Annotated in this window: 16 protein-coding genes and 1 pseudogene; 4 read left to right on the top strand and 13 right to left on the bottom strand. The window is 70.4% G+C overall.

Annotated elements, in window-relative coordinates; genetic code table 11:
- Nucleotides 1-713, top strand: a 713-nt coding sequence (locus G6030_RS15885; protein ID WP_277817480.1) for a glycoside hydrolase family 3 N-terminal domain-containing protein, incomplete at its 5' end; no start/stop codon positions are given.
- Between the two features lie 4 nt (nucleotides 714-717).
- Here G6030_RS15885 and G6030_RS15880 read toward each other — a convergent pair.
- The 5 genes from G6030_RS15880 to G6030_RS15860 are packed head-to-tail and all read right to left on the bottom strand — an operon-like array spanning nucleotide 718 to nucleotide 4,612.
- A complete protein-coding gene (locus G6030_RS15880; RefSeq protein WP_182643770.1) occupies nucleotides 718-1,377 on the bottom strand; it encodes a DNA-3-methyladenine glycosylase I in 660 nt (219 codons plus the stop codon).
- Nucleotides 1,378-1,437: 60 nt separating this feature from the next.
- Entirely contained in the window at nucleotides 1,438-2,133 is a 696-nt protein-coding gene (locus G6030_RS15875) for a hypothetical protein (RefSeq protein WP_070721977.1), read from the bottom strand.
- A 9-nt stretch (nucleotides 2,134-2,142) separates the two neighbouring features.
- Nucleotides 2,143-2,934, bottom strand: coding sequence for a TRIC cation channel family protein (locus tag G6030_RS15870; RefSeq protein WP_182643769.1), 792 nt, complete (start codon nucleotides 2,932-2,934; stop codon nucleotides 2,143-2,145).
- 8 nt (nucleotides 2,935-2,942) lie between these two features.
- Nucleotides 2,943-3,509 (bottom strand): GtrA family protein, encoded by a 567-nt coding sequence (locus G6030_RS15865; protein WP_182643768.1) that lies wholly within the window; start codon nucleotides 3,507-3,509, stop codon nucleotides 2,943-2,945.
- A gap of 32 nt (nucleotides 3,510-3,541) precedes the next feature.
- Nucleotides 3,542-4,612 carry a glutathione S-transferase C-terminal domain-containing protein gene (locus G6030_RS15860; RefSeq protein WP_182643767.1) on the bottom strand — a complete coding sequence of 357 codons (1,071 nt, stop codon included), beginning with the start codon at nucleotides 4,610-4,612 and terminating at the stop codon, nucleotides 3,542-3,544.
- A gap of 134 nt (nucleotides 4,613-4,746) precedes the next feature.
- Between G6030_RS15860 and G6030_RS15855 the strand changes: the two genes are divergently transcribed.
- Together G6030_RS15855 and G6030_RS15850 are read left to right on the top strand one after the other, a co-directional pair.
- Complete coding sequence (locus G6030_RS15855; protein WP_182643766.1) at nucleotides 4,747-5,766, top strand: DUF2332 domain-containing protein; 1,020 nt, start codon at nucleotides 4,747-4,749, stop codon at nucleotides 5,764-5,766.
- 72 nt (nucleotides 5,767-5,838) lie between these two features.
- Nucleotides 5,839-6,585 carry a dihydrofolate reductase family protein gene (locus G6030_RS15850; protein ID WP_187701910.1) on the top strand — a complete coding sequence of 249 codons (747 nt, stop codon included), beginning with the start codon at nucleotides 5,839-5,841 and terminating at the stop codon, nucleotides 6,583-6,585.
- A 19-nt stretch (nucleotides 6,586-6,604) separates the two neighbouring features.
- Here G6030_RS15850 and G6030_RS15845 read toward each other — a convergent pair whose 3' ends face one another.
- The 8 genes and pseudogenes from G6030_RS15845 to ectA form a co-directional block, all read right to left on the bottom strand.
- Complete coding sequence (locus G6030_RS15845; RefSeq protein WP_182643764.1) at nucleotides 6,605-7,438, bottom strand: PIG-L family deacetylase; 834 nt, start codon at nucleotides 7,436-7,438, stop codon at nucleotides 6,605-6,607.
- A gap of 19 nt (nucleotides 7,439-7,457) precedes the next feature.
- Nucleotides 7,458-8,411, bottom strand: coding sequence for an NAD-dependent epimerase/dehydratase family protein (locus tag G6030_RS15840; protein ID WP_182643763.1), 954 nt, complete (start codon nucleotides 8,409-8,411; stop codon nucleotides 7,458-7,460).
- Nucleotides 8,408-9,337, bottom strand: a complete 930-nt coding sequence (locus G6030_RS15835; RefSeq protein WP_182643762.1) for a bile acid:sodium symporter family protein — start codon at nucleotides 9,335-9,337, stop codon at nucleotides 8,408-8,410. The genes G6030_RS15840 and G6030_RS15835 overlap by 4 nt, the downstream gene beginning before the upstream one ends.
- Nucleotides 9,334-9,609, bottom strand: coding sequence for a hypothetical protein (locus tag G6030_RS16675; protein WP_241724414.1), 276 nt, complete (start codon nucleotides 9,607-9,609; stop codon nucleotides 9,334-9,336). Before G6030_RS16675 ends, G6030_RS15835 begins: the two co-directional genes overlap by 4 nt.
- 41 nt (nucleotides 9,610-9,650) lie before the next feature.
- Nucleotides 9,651-10,681, bottom strand: a pseudogene (locus tag G6030_RS15830) (NAD(P)/FAD-dependent oxidoreductase).
- An 87-nt stretch (nucleotides 10,682-10,768) separates the two neighbouring features.
- On the bottom strand, nucleotides 10,769-11,191 hold the full coding sequence (locus G6030_RS15825; RefSeq protein ID WP_131885091.1) for an ectoine synthase: 423 nt from the start codon (nucleotides 11,189-11,191) through the stop codon (nucleotides 10,769-10,771).
- Nucleotides 11,192-11,244: 53 nt separating this feature from the next.
- Nucleotides 11,245-12,540, bottom strand: a complete 1,296-nt coding sequence (gene ectB / locus G6030_RS15820) for a diaminobutyrate--2-oxoglutarate transaminase (protein WP_182643761.1) — start codon at nucleotides 12,538-12,540, stop codon at nucleotides 11,245-11,247.
- 68 nt (nucleotides 12,541-12,608) lie between these two features.
- Nucleotides 12,609-13,121, bottom strand: a complete 513-nt coding sequence (gene ectA / locus G6030_RS15815) for a diaminobutyrate acetyltransferase (protein ID WP_043567994.1) — start codon at nucleotides 13,119-13,121, stop codon at nucleotides 12,609-12,611.
- Nucleotides 13,122-13,289: 168 nt separating this feature from the next.
- Here ectA and G6030_RS15810 point away from each other — a divergent pair, with 168 nt between their 5' ends.
- The gene (locus tag G6030_RS15810; protein ID WP_182643760.1) at nucleotides 13,290-13,715 is read left to right on the top strand and encodes a pyridoxamine 5'-phosphate oxidase family protein; all 426 of its coding nucleotides are present in this window, start codon (nucleotides 13,290-13,292) and stop codon (nucleotides 13,713-13,715) included.
- Nucleotides 13,716-13,837 lie beyond the last annotated feature (122 nt).

The following is a 13,837-nucleotide window of genomic DNA, read 5'->3' as shown; positions in this document are numbered from 1 at the left end:
CGGACGGCGCGGTGATCGGTGACCGCTCCTTCTCCCCCGACCCCGCCCGCGTCGTGTCCTATGCCCGCGCGTTCGCCACCGGCCTGCGTGACGCGGGCATCGCCCCCGTGTTCAAGCACTTCCCCGGCCACGGGCGCTCGACCGGCGACAGTCACCACCGGTCGGTGACCGTTCCACCGCTCGACCAGCTCGTGCCCCACGACCTGCACCCGTTCGCCGCGCTCGCCGAGACGCCGGGTGCCGGCATCATGCTGGGCCACCAGCAGGTGCCCGGCCTGACCGGGGTCGACCGGCCCGCGTCGCTCTCGCCCGCCGCATACCGGCTGCTGCGAGAGGGCCACGGCTACGGCGCCCCACCGTTCGACGGCCCCATCTTCACCGATGACCTGTCCGGCATGCGCGCCGTGACCGACGCGTTCCCGCTGCCCACCGCCGTGACCGAGTCCCTCATCGCCGGGGCTGACTCCCCGCTGTGGATCACGACGGCCGGGCTCGGTGAAGCGTTGGACGCCGTCGAGCGGGCCGTGGCCGACGGCGTCCTGAGCCGGCGGGCGCTGGACCGGTCGCTCGAGCGCATGGCGACCCTGCGGGGAATCCCGGTATGCGTGGGCGGCCCCGCCACCGGGTTCCTCGAGGAGGCCGGCCCCCTGGCCACGCCCGTCCCGGACCTGCCGCCGCGGGCCGACCTGCCCCGGTTGCCTCCGCCGCGCTGACAGGTCAGCCGGCCCCCTCGGCGGTCCACACGCCCGAGCTGCCGCGGCGGTGCGAGTCCATCAGGTGCGTGTCCACCACTCCGATGGCCTCCATGAGGGCGAAGACCGTCACCGGTCCGACGAAGCTGAACCCGCGCCGCTTGAGCTCCTTGGCCAACGCCTCCGACTCCGGAGACCGGCTGGGTACCTCGTCCATGGTCCGCGGCTCGGGCGTGCGCTCGGGCCGGTAGGACCAGACGAGCTCGACCAGACCGCCCTCGGAGCGCAGGGCGACCACGGCACGCGCGTTGGCGATCGCCGCGTCGATCTTCCGGCGGTTGCGCACGATCCGCGCGTCGGCCATGAGCCTGGCGATGTCGTCCTCCCCGAACGCCGCCACGGCGTCGGGGTCGAACCCGGCGAACGCCTCGCGGAACGCGGGCCGTTTGCGCAGGATCGTGACCCAGCTCAGCCCGGACTGGAACCCCTCGAGGACCAGCCGCTCGTACAGGCCGGCCTCGTCCCGGACGGGCATGCCCCACTCGGTGTCGTAGTACTCCCGCAGCAGCGGGTCCCGCGCCGCCCACGGGGGCCGCCTCAGCCCGTCCTCGCACAGCACGGTGCCGGAAGGCGTGGCATCGGTGGTCGGGTCGGTCGTGGTGATCTGCACGTCGTCGATCTGCATGTCGTCTCCCTCGTCGGTCGGACCACCGGCGATGGTGGTCGCCGTCACCCTAGGGCCGGACTACGACAGCACCCCGGTGAGCTGGACGATGCGGACGACGGCCAGCACGGTCAGCGCCACGCCCACGACCAGGGTGAGTACCCGCCCGGCCACGCGGCCGTAGGACAGGAACCGGTCGATGCGACGAGTCGCCGCACCGATGCTGCCCGACGGCACCCGCGACAGCGCGATGATCAGCCCGGTGCTGGGCAGGATCGCGATGACCGCGAAGAACAGGATCTGCAGCAGCTTGGACCACCACGGGGTCTCGGCGAACGAGATGAGCACCATGCCCGCCGCGAACGGCGCGGACGTCCCCGACTGGATGACGCCGAGCGCGATGCCGGTGGCCATGATCCCGAACTTCTGCAGGACGTTTTGGGTGAGCGGGGCCTCGACGCTCTCCTCCTTGGCCTCCGCGGGCCGGCGCAGTCCCATGACGGTGATGACCAGGCCGATCACGCCCAGGGCGATCATCGCCCACAGGTTGTAGAACAGGCTCCGGACGAACTCCTGGTTGTTGCCGATCACCCACACGGAGATCAGCGAGAGCAGCACGATCCCGCAGAACGCACCCCCGGTGAACCGCGCCGCTCGCGGCGTGAACGGGATGCCGCGGCCGGCCGATGTCAGCCACAGCCCCGCGATGACGGCGAAGGCCAGGAGATTGAGCGAATCGATCGCCGCGAAACCCAGCAGGCTGAGGTAGTACTGCACCGGGTCACCCTACCGGCGGCCGCGAGGGCCGTGACCCCGGCCGTCCCCGGGATCGCGGTCGTCGCGGGGGCCGAGCTCGTCGTCGTCGTACTCCTCGTCGCGGGGGCCGTCGTACCTCTCGCCGCGCGGCCGGCCGAACACCGACCGCTCGCGGCGCCGCAACACGTCCAGGTCCCGCACGGTCCAGCTGCGCACGGGCGCCGGCACGCGCCACTGCCGGGCCCACGCGACCATCCGGAAGGCGAACACCAGCACCGACAGCACCGTCGCCGACACCGGCCCCCACACCTCGGTGGACACGGCGACGGCGGTGAGTGCGGCGCCGGTCGCCGCGGGGATCACGTACAGGTTCGACCCGCTGAACACGGCCGGGATCTCGTTGGCCACCACGTCGCGCATCAACCCGCCACCGACCGCGGTGACCACGCCCAGCAGCAGCGCCGAGGCCACCGGCATGCCGTGATCGAGCGCGCGCGCCGTGCCGAACGTGCAGAACAGGCCCAGGCCCGCGGCGTCGCACGCCACGATGAGCGTCTGCACGCGGTGGATGACCGAGCCCAGCAGGTACACCACCACGACGGCGACCAGCGGCGGCACGAGGTACACGGGCTTGGCCAGCGCGAGCGGCGTGACGCCCAGCATGACGTCGCGGATGATGCCCCCGCCGAGCCCCGCGAGCAGGCCCAGGATGAACCCACCGGTGATGTCGATGTCCTTGCGCGCGGCCAGCAGGTTGCCCGAGAGGGCGAAGAAGAACACGCCCATCAGGTCGAACCACAGGACCAGCGGCGACGTCTCCACGGTCGGTCCTAGACCACCGCGTTCGCGGTCGAGCGTGCGTGGTGTCGGTTACGCACCGCGCGGAACGTCCAGAGCTTGTTGACGACGAAGTTGATCGGCATCGTGATGAGGATCGTCAGCAGCTGACTCCAGTACTCCCGGGAGTGGATCCCGGCCTCCTCGTGCCACCACGGCTCCGGCAGGTAGAGCGGGCTGGTGGGGTTGGTGAACGCGAGCTTGATGAAGATGCCCGCGGCCGCCGCCACCGACCCCACCACCAGGAACGGCCAGAACTCCTGCCACGCCGGCGCCTTGTGTCCCTTACCGAACGTCCAGTGCCGGTTGAGCAGGAAGTTGTAGAAGTTGGCCACCAGGAACGCCACGATCCACACCAGCGTGGTGAACCGGAAGTTGAACTCCGTGCCCGCGATGGGGAACAGGATCTCCTGCGCGTTGGCCGTGCCGCCGTTGGCCTTGTTCATCAAGACCGTGACGATCATGTTGACGACCATGCCCGAGCCGCCCACGATTCCGAACATCACGAACTGTCGGGCGCCGCGACGATAGCGACCGGGTTCGGCGGGGGCTGGGTTCACAGGCGACCAGTCTAGGCCCTCTCCCGGGGACGTCAGGCCGCGCCGTGCCCCTCCGGCACCCTCTCGGACGGATCGGTGATGGGCCCGGGGGCGGTGCCATCGCCGAACGGGCGGCCACCCAGCTCCTCGCGGTGATGCGGCGTGAGCAGGCCGGACAGGTCCGGCCCCTTGGGCACCACGCCGGTGGGGTTCACGTCGCGGTGGACGTTGTAGTAGTGCTCCTTGATCTGCGGGAAGTCGCACGTGTCACCGAAGCCGGGCGTCTGGAACAGGTCCCGCAGGTAACCCCACAGCGCGGGCATCTCGCTGATCTTGGACCGGTTGGCCTTGAAATGGCCGTGGTACACCGCGTCGAAGCGGACCAGCGTGGTGAACAGGCGGATGTCGGCGACGGAGATGGAGTCGCCGACGAGGTAGCGGCGCGTGGTCAGGCGCTCCTCGAGGCGGTCGAGCGACGCCCACAGCTCGTCGTAGGCCTCCTCGTACGCCTCCTGGTCGGCGGCGAACCCGCAGCGGTACACGCCGTTGTTGACCGTGGGGTAGATCCAGGAGTCGAGCTCGTCGATCTCGTCGCGGTGCTCCTCGGGGTACAGGTCGGGCGCGCCCTCGCGGTGGAAGGCCGTCCACTCGGTGACGAGGTCGAAGTTGAGCTTCTGGTACGCGTTGGTGACCACGGACTTGGTCGGCAGGTCGACCAGCGCGGGGACCGTGATGCCGCGCGGGTAGTCGGGGATCCGGTTGAAGTAGGCCTCCTGCAGGCGGTGCAGTCCGGTGACGGGGTCCCGCTCGTCCGGGTCGAGGTCGAAGACCCAGGAGTTGATGTCATGCGTGGGGCCCGCGAGCCCCAGGGAGATGGCGTCCTCGAGTCCCATGAGGCGACGGACGATGATGCTCCGGCTGGCCCACGGGCAGGCGCGGGCGGCCATGAGGCGGTAACGGGCGGCCTCGACCGGCCACCGCATCTCGCCGATCTTCTCGCCGACCGGATCCGAACCCGCGGGCACGTCCGCCACCACGCGGTCGTTGATGTACGTCGCGTCGCGGACGAACTCGCCGTCGGTCGAGGCGTTCTGTGCGGGGGTGAAGTCGGTCGCGGTAGACATGAGGGGCTCCCAGGATCGTCTCAGTTTATTGATGCGTCACCAACCATACCGGCCGACCGCGGGTGAGGCCACCCTTTCCTCGCCCCCGGCGTGTCCGGTGGCGGTGAGGAGGGACGGGCGACGACGCTGGGGACATGGACTCCGCGCACGTCGACGACGTCCCCGCCCGCTACTCCGACTTCGCCGAGTACGAGGTCCGCGGACGCACGCCCGTGTACCTCTCGTGGGCCCGCGGGGTCGCCGGGGATCCCGCGACCGCCGACCTCATCGCGACGCTGCCGCGCATCAAGCGCCAACCCGCCCTGTTCTTCGCCGCCGCCCGGCACGCCGGTGCCCCCGAGACCGAGGACTACGCGACCTTCCGCGGGTTCGTCCACGACCACTGGGCCGAGATCGAGCGGATCACGCTCACCCACTCCACCCAGACCAACGAGGCCAAGCGCTGCGCGGTCCTGCTGCCCTTCCTCTCGCTCCTGCCCGGCCCGCTGTCCCTGGTGGAGATGGGGGCCTCCGCGGGACTGTGCCTCTACCCGGACCGCTACGCCTACCGGTACACGCTCGACGGCGGGAGCACCCACGAACTGCGGCCGGCGGGCGCCCCCGACAGCGCAGCGGTCAGCCCGCCGGTCCTGGACTGCGACCTGCGCGACGGCGTGCCCCTGCCGCGTTCGCTGCCCGAGGTCGCCCACCGCGGCGGTGTGGACCTGTCGCCGATCGACCCCGCCGACCCGGAGTCCCGCGCCTGGCTGCACAGCCTCATCTGGCCCGGCCAGCACGAGCAGCGGGGACCGCGCCTGGACGCCGCCCTGGACATCGCGGCCGCCGACCCGCCGCGGATCCTCGCCGGCGACCTCATCGAGCGACTGGAGGACTCCGTCGCCGCCTGCCCGACCGGCACCACCCCGGTGGTGTTCCACACCGCCGTGCTCGGCTACCTCGAGTCGCCGGCCCGCGCCGAGTTCGTCCGCCGCGTCTCCGAGCTGGACTGCGTCTGGATCTCCGTTGAGGGCGTGACCCTTCTGCCCGACGTCGCCGCGCAGGTCCCGGAGTCGATCCGCCGCCACAAGGGCATCTTCGTCGTCGCCGTCAACGGACGCCCCCTGGCCACCGCGCACGGCCACGGCGACTGGGTCCGCGCCCTCGACATGCCCTGACCCCCTGACGTGCCCTGACCGCCGCCCCACGTGGGCCACGCGGCGGCGCGCCGCGCCCGTACAGTGTCCGCCATGCACGTTCTCGAGCCCGGAGACGAGGTCCCCGACCCGCTCGCCCCGTACCTCGAGGTGGACCGGTCCCGGCCCGCGCACGAGTCCTGGGTGACCGGGCACATGGTCGCCGGGATCGACGGGACCGCCGCGATCGACGGCCGGGTGGGTTCCCTGTCCACCGCGCCCGACCAGGCACTGTTCCGGAGCATGCGCGAGATCGCCGACATCGTGATGGTGGGCGCCGAGACCGTCCGGCGGGAGGGCTATGGCCCGGTCAGACTCTCCGAGGAGGCGCGGGCCCGGCGCGTCGCCGGCGCGAAGCCGGCGACCCCGCCGGTCGCCGTGATCAGCCGCAGCCTGGACCTCGACTGGAGCGCACGACTGTTCGCCGACGCCCCCGACGACGCCCGCACCCACGTCATCACGTGCACTGCCGCGGACCCGGCCCGGCGCGCCGAGGCCGAGAAGGTCGCGACGGTCGTCGACGCCGGCAGCGACGCGGTCGAGCCGGCCGCCGCGCTGCGGGCGCTGGCCGACCTGGGGCACCGCGTCGTGCTCTGCGAGGGCGGGCCCACCTGGCTCGGCGAACTCGTCGCGACAGATCGTCTCGACGAGCTGTGCCTGTCCATCTCCCCGCTGATGGGCGGCGACCCGCTCCCGGTGTGCGTGAACCCGGCGGGAGCAGGGATCGCCCGGTTCGCACTGAAGGGGACCATGGCCGACGGCGACACCCTGTTCCTGCGGTACGAGACGGGCCGAGCCTGATCGGCACGGCGCGGACGGCTCAGCCGAACGGCCACGCGCGGCGCATCGGCTGCTCCGCGCCCGGCTCGATGAGGTACTCGGTACCGAAGGCGACCGCGTAGATCTCCGGCGGCAGCGCCAGCATCGTGCCGATGTCGCTGGTCTGACTGGCGTGACACTGCATCGCGCGGCGCTTGGTCTCGATCACGTCCTGCGGCAGGTCGATCGCCCACGCGATCTCGGACTCCGGCATCCCCACCGGCTGACCGTCGTCGCCGGTGAGGATCATCGCCCGCAGCTGGTCCGGGTCCAGCTCCGTGCCGCCGGCCGCGAGCGTGCGCAGGAACTCGGCGGCCTCGGGGCTGTCGAGCATGGCGAGCTGGGCGTCACGGTTCGTGGTGGCCTCCAGCAGCCGCGGCCGGCGCGCGGCCAGCTCCACCGCGCGTCGGGCGATGCGGTGGACGGCGATGTGATCGGGATGACCGTAGTTGCCGTGATCGTCATAGCCGACGAGGACGTCGGCGTCCTCGCGGTCGAGGATCCGCGCCACCCGGGCGGCCGCGTCGTCGATGTCGGCGCGGTGGAGGCAGAGCGGGTCGTCGTTCTGCTCCCAGCCGGTCATCCCGGAGTCGCGGTAGCCCAGCCAGTCGATGCGGGCCACGCCCAGCACGGCCGCCGCGGCCCGCGCCTCCCCGCGCCGGTGGTCGACGAGATCACCGTCGGGGCCGAGATGGTCGGGGCGCTCCCCGTGGTCGCCGTCGGTGGCGAACACGGTCACCACCCGGTGACCCTCGCGGGCGGCCAGGGTCATCATCCCGGCGGTCTGCGAGGTCTCGTCGTCGGGATGGGCGTGGAGGAACACGATCGTCGACACCCGGACATTCTGCCCTGGTTCAGCCTCGCCGTGTCGACGCCCGCGCCTCCGGGTGTTCGGCCAGCCACCGGTCGAAAGCCTCGGCCGTGGTGAGCTCCGGTGTGTAGCCGAAGACCTCGCGCAGCCGCGTGTTGTCCAGCACGGGCCGGTAGCGCAGGAAGCCGGTCTGCTCGGGCCCGTAACGCGTGGCCCGGAGCGCACTGCCCACCGTGAGCACGGCCTTGAGGACCGGCTCCGGGATCGCGAGCGTCCGCTTGCCGAGCCGGGCGGCGATCTCGTCGATGGTCAGCGTGCCCGTGCCGGCGACGTTGTAGATCCCGGCCGGGCCGCCGGACACCGCGCGCACGATGATCGCCACGAGGTCGGTGTCCCAGATGAACACGAACGGCGAGTCCGAACCGCGCACCGCCAGCAGTCGCGGCCGGTGGAGCAGGGCGGTGATCTGGTTGTCCACGCGGTCGCCGAGGATGGTGCCGATCCGCAGCACGACCTGCTCGAGCTGCGGGTGGTCGTGGCGAGTGTCCGCGAGGAGGTGTTCGACGAGCGCCTTGTGGTGGCTGTAGGCGAAGGCCGTGGTGCCGCGCACCCGCCAGTCCTCGGTGATGGGGACGGGGTTGTCGGCGTGGTAGCCGTAGGCGGCGCCGGACGAGGAGACGACCAGTCGCCGGACGCCGTGATCGACGCAGGCGTCGATGACGTGGCGCGAGCCGTCGACGTCCACGCGGTAGGCGGCGTCGCGCCCCATCCCGTCGGGGTCCACGACCGAGGCGAGGTGCACCACCGCGTCGTGCCCGGCGACAGCGCCGGCCACCGCGGCCGCGTCGGTGACGTCGAGCCGGACGTGCCGCACGCGCGCCGCCCCGCCGTCCGGCACCCGCAGGTCACCGCTGGTGACCTCGTGCCCGGCCGCGGCGAGCCCCGCCACCACGCCGGTGCCCAGGAAGCCGCTGCCGCCCGTGACCAGAACCCTCATACCGTCTCCACCTTCCGCGCGTCCGTGTCCCGCGCCCGCGAGCGCCTCGCCCACAGCACGGCGACGACCAGCCCGGCGATGATGTCCCACACGCCCCACCACGCGGCGACCAGGGCCATGCCACCCAGGCCACCGAAGAAGCTGAAGACGAACAGCAGCCCGAGCCCGGCATTGCGGATGCCGACCTCGAAGGTCATCGCCTTACGGGCGGGCACGTCGAGCCGGAACCCGCGCGCGATCGCGTAGCCGAGCCCCAGCGCGAGCGCGTCGTGGAGGAACACCGCCACCGCGACCACGCCGATGTAGGCGACGAACAGCGCCCAGTTGTTGGCCACGGCGATCACGATGATCCCGCCCAGCGCCACGAACGACAGGACGCCCACCGCGCGGTGGGTGCGCGCGGCGACGCGGGGCAGCAGGTGGGACACGGTCAGGCCGAGCGCGAACGGCACCGCGATGACCAGCACCACCTCGCTGAGCATGTCCCACGGCGCGACGGAGATCTCGGCGAAGTAGTCGCGGCCCGTCGGGTGCAGGTGGCCCCAGAACGCGAAGTTCAGCGGCAGCAGCACGATCGACAGCACGTTGCCGACCGCCGTCATCGACACCGACAGCGCCACGTCCCCGCGCGCCCGGTGCGTGAGGATGTTGGAGACGTTGCCGGGCGGGCAGCACGCCACGAGGATCATCCCGAGCGCGACAGAGCCCTGCACCCCGAGCAGCAGCGTCAGTCCGAACGTCAGCGCCGGCAGCAGCGCGAACTGCGCGATGATCGCCACCGCGAAGGCCCTGGGCTTGCGGAGCGCGAGCCGGAAGTCGGAGAGCCGGGTGTCCATGGCGATCCCGAACAGGATCAGCCCGAGCACGATCTTCAACGTGGTGAGGGAGCCGGAGTCGAACGCGATCCGGATGTCGTCGACGTTCATGCCGCGTCCCCCGCCGCCCGCGTCATCTCCGCCACCAGCCCGGTCACGGCGTCGCGGTAGGCGGTCTTGTTGACGTAGTAGGCCATCCGGTCCACCCCGAGGTACCGGTAGCCGCCCGTGAGGTCGGGTCGGGGTCCCCGCCGGGAGGAGTCGACGACGGCGAGGGCCGCACGCCCGGCCGGTGAGCCGTCCCGTCGTGCGGCGAGATAGCGGGCGACGAGGTCGGCCTGTTCGTAGCGGCCCTGCCAGCCGATGCCGGACGCCTCGAGCATGCCCAGTACGGCGAGGTCGTCGCGGGCCGGCGGGAAGATGTTCAGGTGAACGGGTAGTCCAGGACGTAGCCGGTGGCGAGCATGATCAGGTCATACTCGCCTGTACTCCTCTCCCCCGTGCGCCCGTCCCGGAAGTGCACGGTGTGCCCGTCGAATCGCTCGATGTCGGGCCGCACGCCGATGTCGCCGTGACCCACGTGGTGCAGGACCAGCGAGTTGACCACGGGGTGCGACTCGTAGAGCTTGTGGTCGGGCTTCGGGAACCCGAACCGCACCGGGTCGCCCGTGAAGAGCGTGAGCATGCGCGAGTCGACGAACTGCTTGATCGGCGCGGGCAGCGGTCGGCCGGAGTTCAGCGTGTCCGCGGGCCGGCCGAGGATGTACCTGGGCACGAAGTGGTAGCCGCGCCGAACGCTGATGTCGACCGACGCGGCGTGGCGGACCGCGTCGACCGCGATGTCGCACCCGCTGTTGCCTCGAGGACGCGCTTGCCCGCCAGCTCCTGCGGGTATTTGTAGCGGCTGGTGTGGCGGACCTCGCCGCTGAATTCGCCCTCGAACCCCGGGATGTTGGGCTCGGAGAGGGTGCCGTTCGCGATCACCACCGCCGAGAACTCCCCGGCGTCAGCCTCGAGCCCGCGGCCCACCTCGTCGTCGTCGCCCCCTCCCCCACCCGCGCCGGTCGCGCGCACGCTGAGCCGCCACCCCGAGTCCCGCTCGGACCCGAGCGGCTCGACGCTCACCACCTCGGTGCCGAAGCGGAACCGGTCGCGCAGTCCGAAGTGGTCGGCGAAGTCGCGGAAGTAGGCCAGCAGTCGGCGGTGGTCCGGGTAGTCCGGGGTGTCGGCCGGCATGGGGAACTCGGCGAACTCCGTGGTGCGGGCCGACGAGATGAGGTGGGCGGAGGAGTAGACCGTGCTGCGCGGCGCGTCGATGTTCCAGAGGCCGCCGACGTCTCCGGCGAGCTCGAAGCCCACCCAGTCGACGCCCTGACGGTCGAGGTTGCGCGCTGCCGCGAGGCCCGAGGGTCCCGCCCCGATGATCGCTACTGGACGGGTGTCAATATCTGTCACGGTTACCGATAGTGCCCCAGAACGAGCGAGTCCCCGGCCGGTTTCGCTCGGACTGAACGAAGCCGGCCGGGGAGTGTGGCGCGGGGCTTACTTCTCGCGCACGACGGTGCCGTCGTCCTGCAGGCGCAGGAGGGGGTAGATGCCGTTCTCGTCGTGGTTCTCGTCGCCCACGACCGGCGGGTTGAAGACGCAGAGCATCTGCATCTCCTCCTCGACGATGACCTGGTGCTTCTCGTTGCCGTCGAGCAGGTACATCGTGCCCGCCTCGAGCGGGTACTCCTTGTTGTTGGTCAGGTCACGCAGCGTGCCCTTGCCGCGGGTCAGCCAGACGGCCTCGACGTGGTTGGCGTAGTGGAAGTCGTTGGTCGTGCCGGCGGCGATGGTGGTCTCGTGGAACGAGAACCCCACGCGGTCGTCGGCCAGGACGATGCGCTTGGACTCCCAGTTGCCGTTGTTGCCCTTGATGTGGCGGTCGGTATCGGTGATCTCTGCGGTGGTGCGAACGATCATGCGGTGCCTCCTCGGCCGGGGTGTGGTCTCTGGTTCTCAGGCGTACTGCTGGCTCAGGCGTACTGCTGGGCGAGAACGTGGTCGACAGCCTCGTAGCAGATCTCGATACCGCGGTCGCGCTCCTCATCCGTCAGCGTGAGCGGGGCGAGGAACTTGACGACCTCGTCGCTCGGGCCGGCGGTCTCGACGAGCATCTTGTTGTCGAAGCAGCGCGCCATGACCTGCTCGGCGAGCTCGGGGTTCTCGAGGAACGCGATGCCGAACGCCATGCCGCGGCCTCGCAGCTCGAGCTTGCCCTCGTACTTGTAGACGAGCGGAGAGAACCGCTCGCGCAGGATGCGGCCGTTCTCCAGGGTGCGGTTCTGCAGGGCGTCGTCCGACCAGTACTTGCGCAGCGCCAGCTCGGCGGTGACGAAGGCCATGTTGTTCCCGCGGAACGTGCCGTTGTGCTCGCCCGGGGTCCACTCGTCGAGATCGCGACGGAAGAGCGTCACGGCCAGCGGCAGGCCGTAGCCACCGATCGACTTGGACAGGGTGACGATGTCCGGCTTGATACCCGCGAACTCGAACGAGAAGAACTCGCCGGTGCGGCCGCAGCCCATCTGGACGTCGTCGACGATGAGCAGGATGTCGTGGCGGACGCACAGCTCGTTGAGCGCGCGCAGCCACTCGGCGCGTGCGGCGTTGATGCCGCCCTCGCCCTGGACGCACTCGACGATGACGGCCGCCGGGCGGTTCATGCCCGAACCGGAGTCGACGAGGACGCGCTCCATCCACTGGAAGTCCTCGGTGACGCCGCCGAAGTAGTTGTCGTACGGCATCGGCGTGGCGTGCACGAGCGGGATGCCGGCGCCGGCGCGCTTCATCGAGTTACCCGTCACGGAGAGCGACCCGAGGGTCATGCCGTGGAACGAGTTGGTGAAGTTGATGACGGCCTCGCGGCCGGTGACCTTACGGGCCAGCTTCAGCGCCGACTCGACGGCGTTGGTGCCCGTCGGCCCGGGGAACATCACCTTGTAGTCGAGGCCGCGCGGCTCGAGGATCTTCTCCGAGAAGGTCTCCAGGAAGGCACGCTTGGCCACGGTGTACTTGTCGAGCGAGTGGGTGACGCCGTCGCGGGAGATGTACTCCAGCAGCGCGTTCTTCATGTCCTCGTCGTTGTGGCCGTAGTTGAGGGCGCCCGCGCCACCGAAGAAATCGAGGTACTCGTCTCCGTCGACGGTACGGAGCGTGGCCCCCTTAGCGGTGTCGAACACCACCGGCCAGTTACGCGAGTAACTGCGCACCTCGGATTCGCGATCGTCGAAGATTTCCGTGTTGGTGTTGGCGTCGTGGGTGGGCTCGGTCATTGCGGTGATCACTCCAATTAGGAAGGTGCGGGCGGCGGTTGCGGGCCGGGCGGCCCGTGCGCCCTTGTCTAGGAAATCGTGTAGAGGTCTTCTTGCTCGTGACCCTCTCCGAGAAGCTCGGAGCTCAGGTAGTCCTCACTGGACAGCGTCATACCGCGGTCGCGGGCGACGGCGCCGAACGTACGTTGCGACGCCTCGTTGTCCGGGCTGATGGTGGTGCGCAGTCGCACCACGCCGCGTTCGGCCAGCCGATCCATGAGGCTGTGCAGCAGTCGGGCCGCGAGGCCCTTACCGCGCTGGTCGGCGTCGACGCCGACCTGCCACACGAAGATCGTGTCCGGCTCGGAGGGGCGGATGAATCCGGTCACGAAGCCGACGACCCGACCTTCGACCTCCACCACGACCGAACTCTCGGAGAACTCGGCGCCCCACAGGACGTAGGCGTAGGAGGAGTTGAGATCGAGGACGCCGCTGTCACGGGCGATCTCCCACATGCGGGTTCCGTCGGCCGCCGTGGGCACACGGAACACCGCGTCGGACGAATCAGGGGTACGGGGTACTTCTCGTTCTCCTGGGTTCATAATCGCTTCCCACCGTAGTGACGCAACCCGGTTGTTGCATCTACCTTCCTCAAGTTGTTACCTGAATAGCCGGTGAGTGTGCAGGTGGCCGACGTGGAGTGAGGTCAGTCACGCACGGCCTTTTCCGGGGGACCCCCGCCAACGCGCTCCCGGTGCGACGATGGGGCTATGGACGACAGCCCGATCACCGATTTCGAGGAGGTCCGTTGCCTCCAACTCCTGGCCTCCGAGTCCCTCGGCCGACTCGTCACCGTCACCGGGGGCCGCGCTGAGATCTTCCCCGTGAACTACGCGATGTCGAGGGACGGCAAGATCTTCTTCCGCACCGCGGAGGGGAGCAAGCTCGCCGGCCTGACCGTGCACCCCGAGGTCCTCTTCGAGGTCGACCACGTGGAGGGCCGCCACGCCTGGTCGGTCGTGGTCCGAGGGCGAGCCCGCAGCCTCGAGAGCTTCGACGAGATCAACCGGGCCGAGGAACTCGACCTCAAGCCGTGGATTCCCACGCTGAAGTACAACTTCGTCGAGATCACCCCGGAGCAACTCACCGGCCTCGGTTTCGAATTCGGCGAGGAGCCCGAGCGCTACCAGGGCTGACTCCCGAGCTCGCCACCTCGATCCCGCCGCCGTCGGGCTCGTCGGTCCCGACCGCCGGCGCTGACCTCCTCCCGCCTCAGAAGGGTGGTGGTGGTTGGAGCAGTTCGTCGAGGTGTTCGTGC

It is taken from the genome of Dietzia sp. E1, assembly GCF_014145015.1.
Taxonomy (GTDB): domain Bacteria; phylum Actinomycetota; class Actinomycetes; order Mycobacteriales; family Mycobacteriaceae; genus Dietzia; species Dietzia cinnamea_A.
This window is presented reverse-complemented; position numbering and strand designations above follow the sequence as displayed.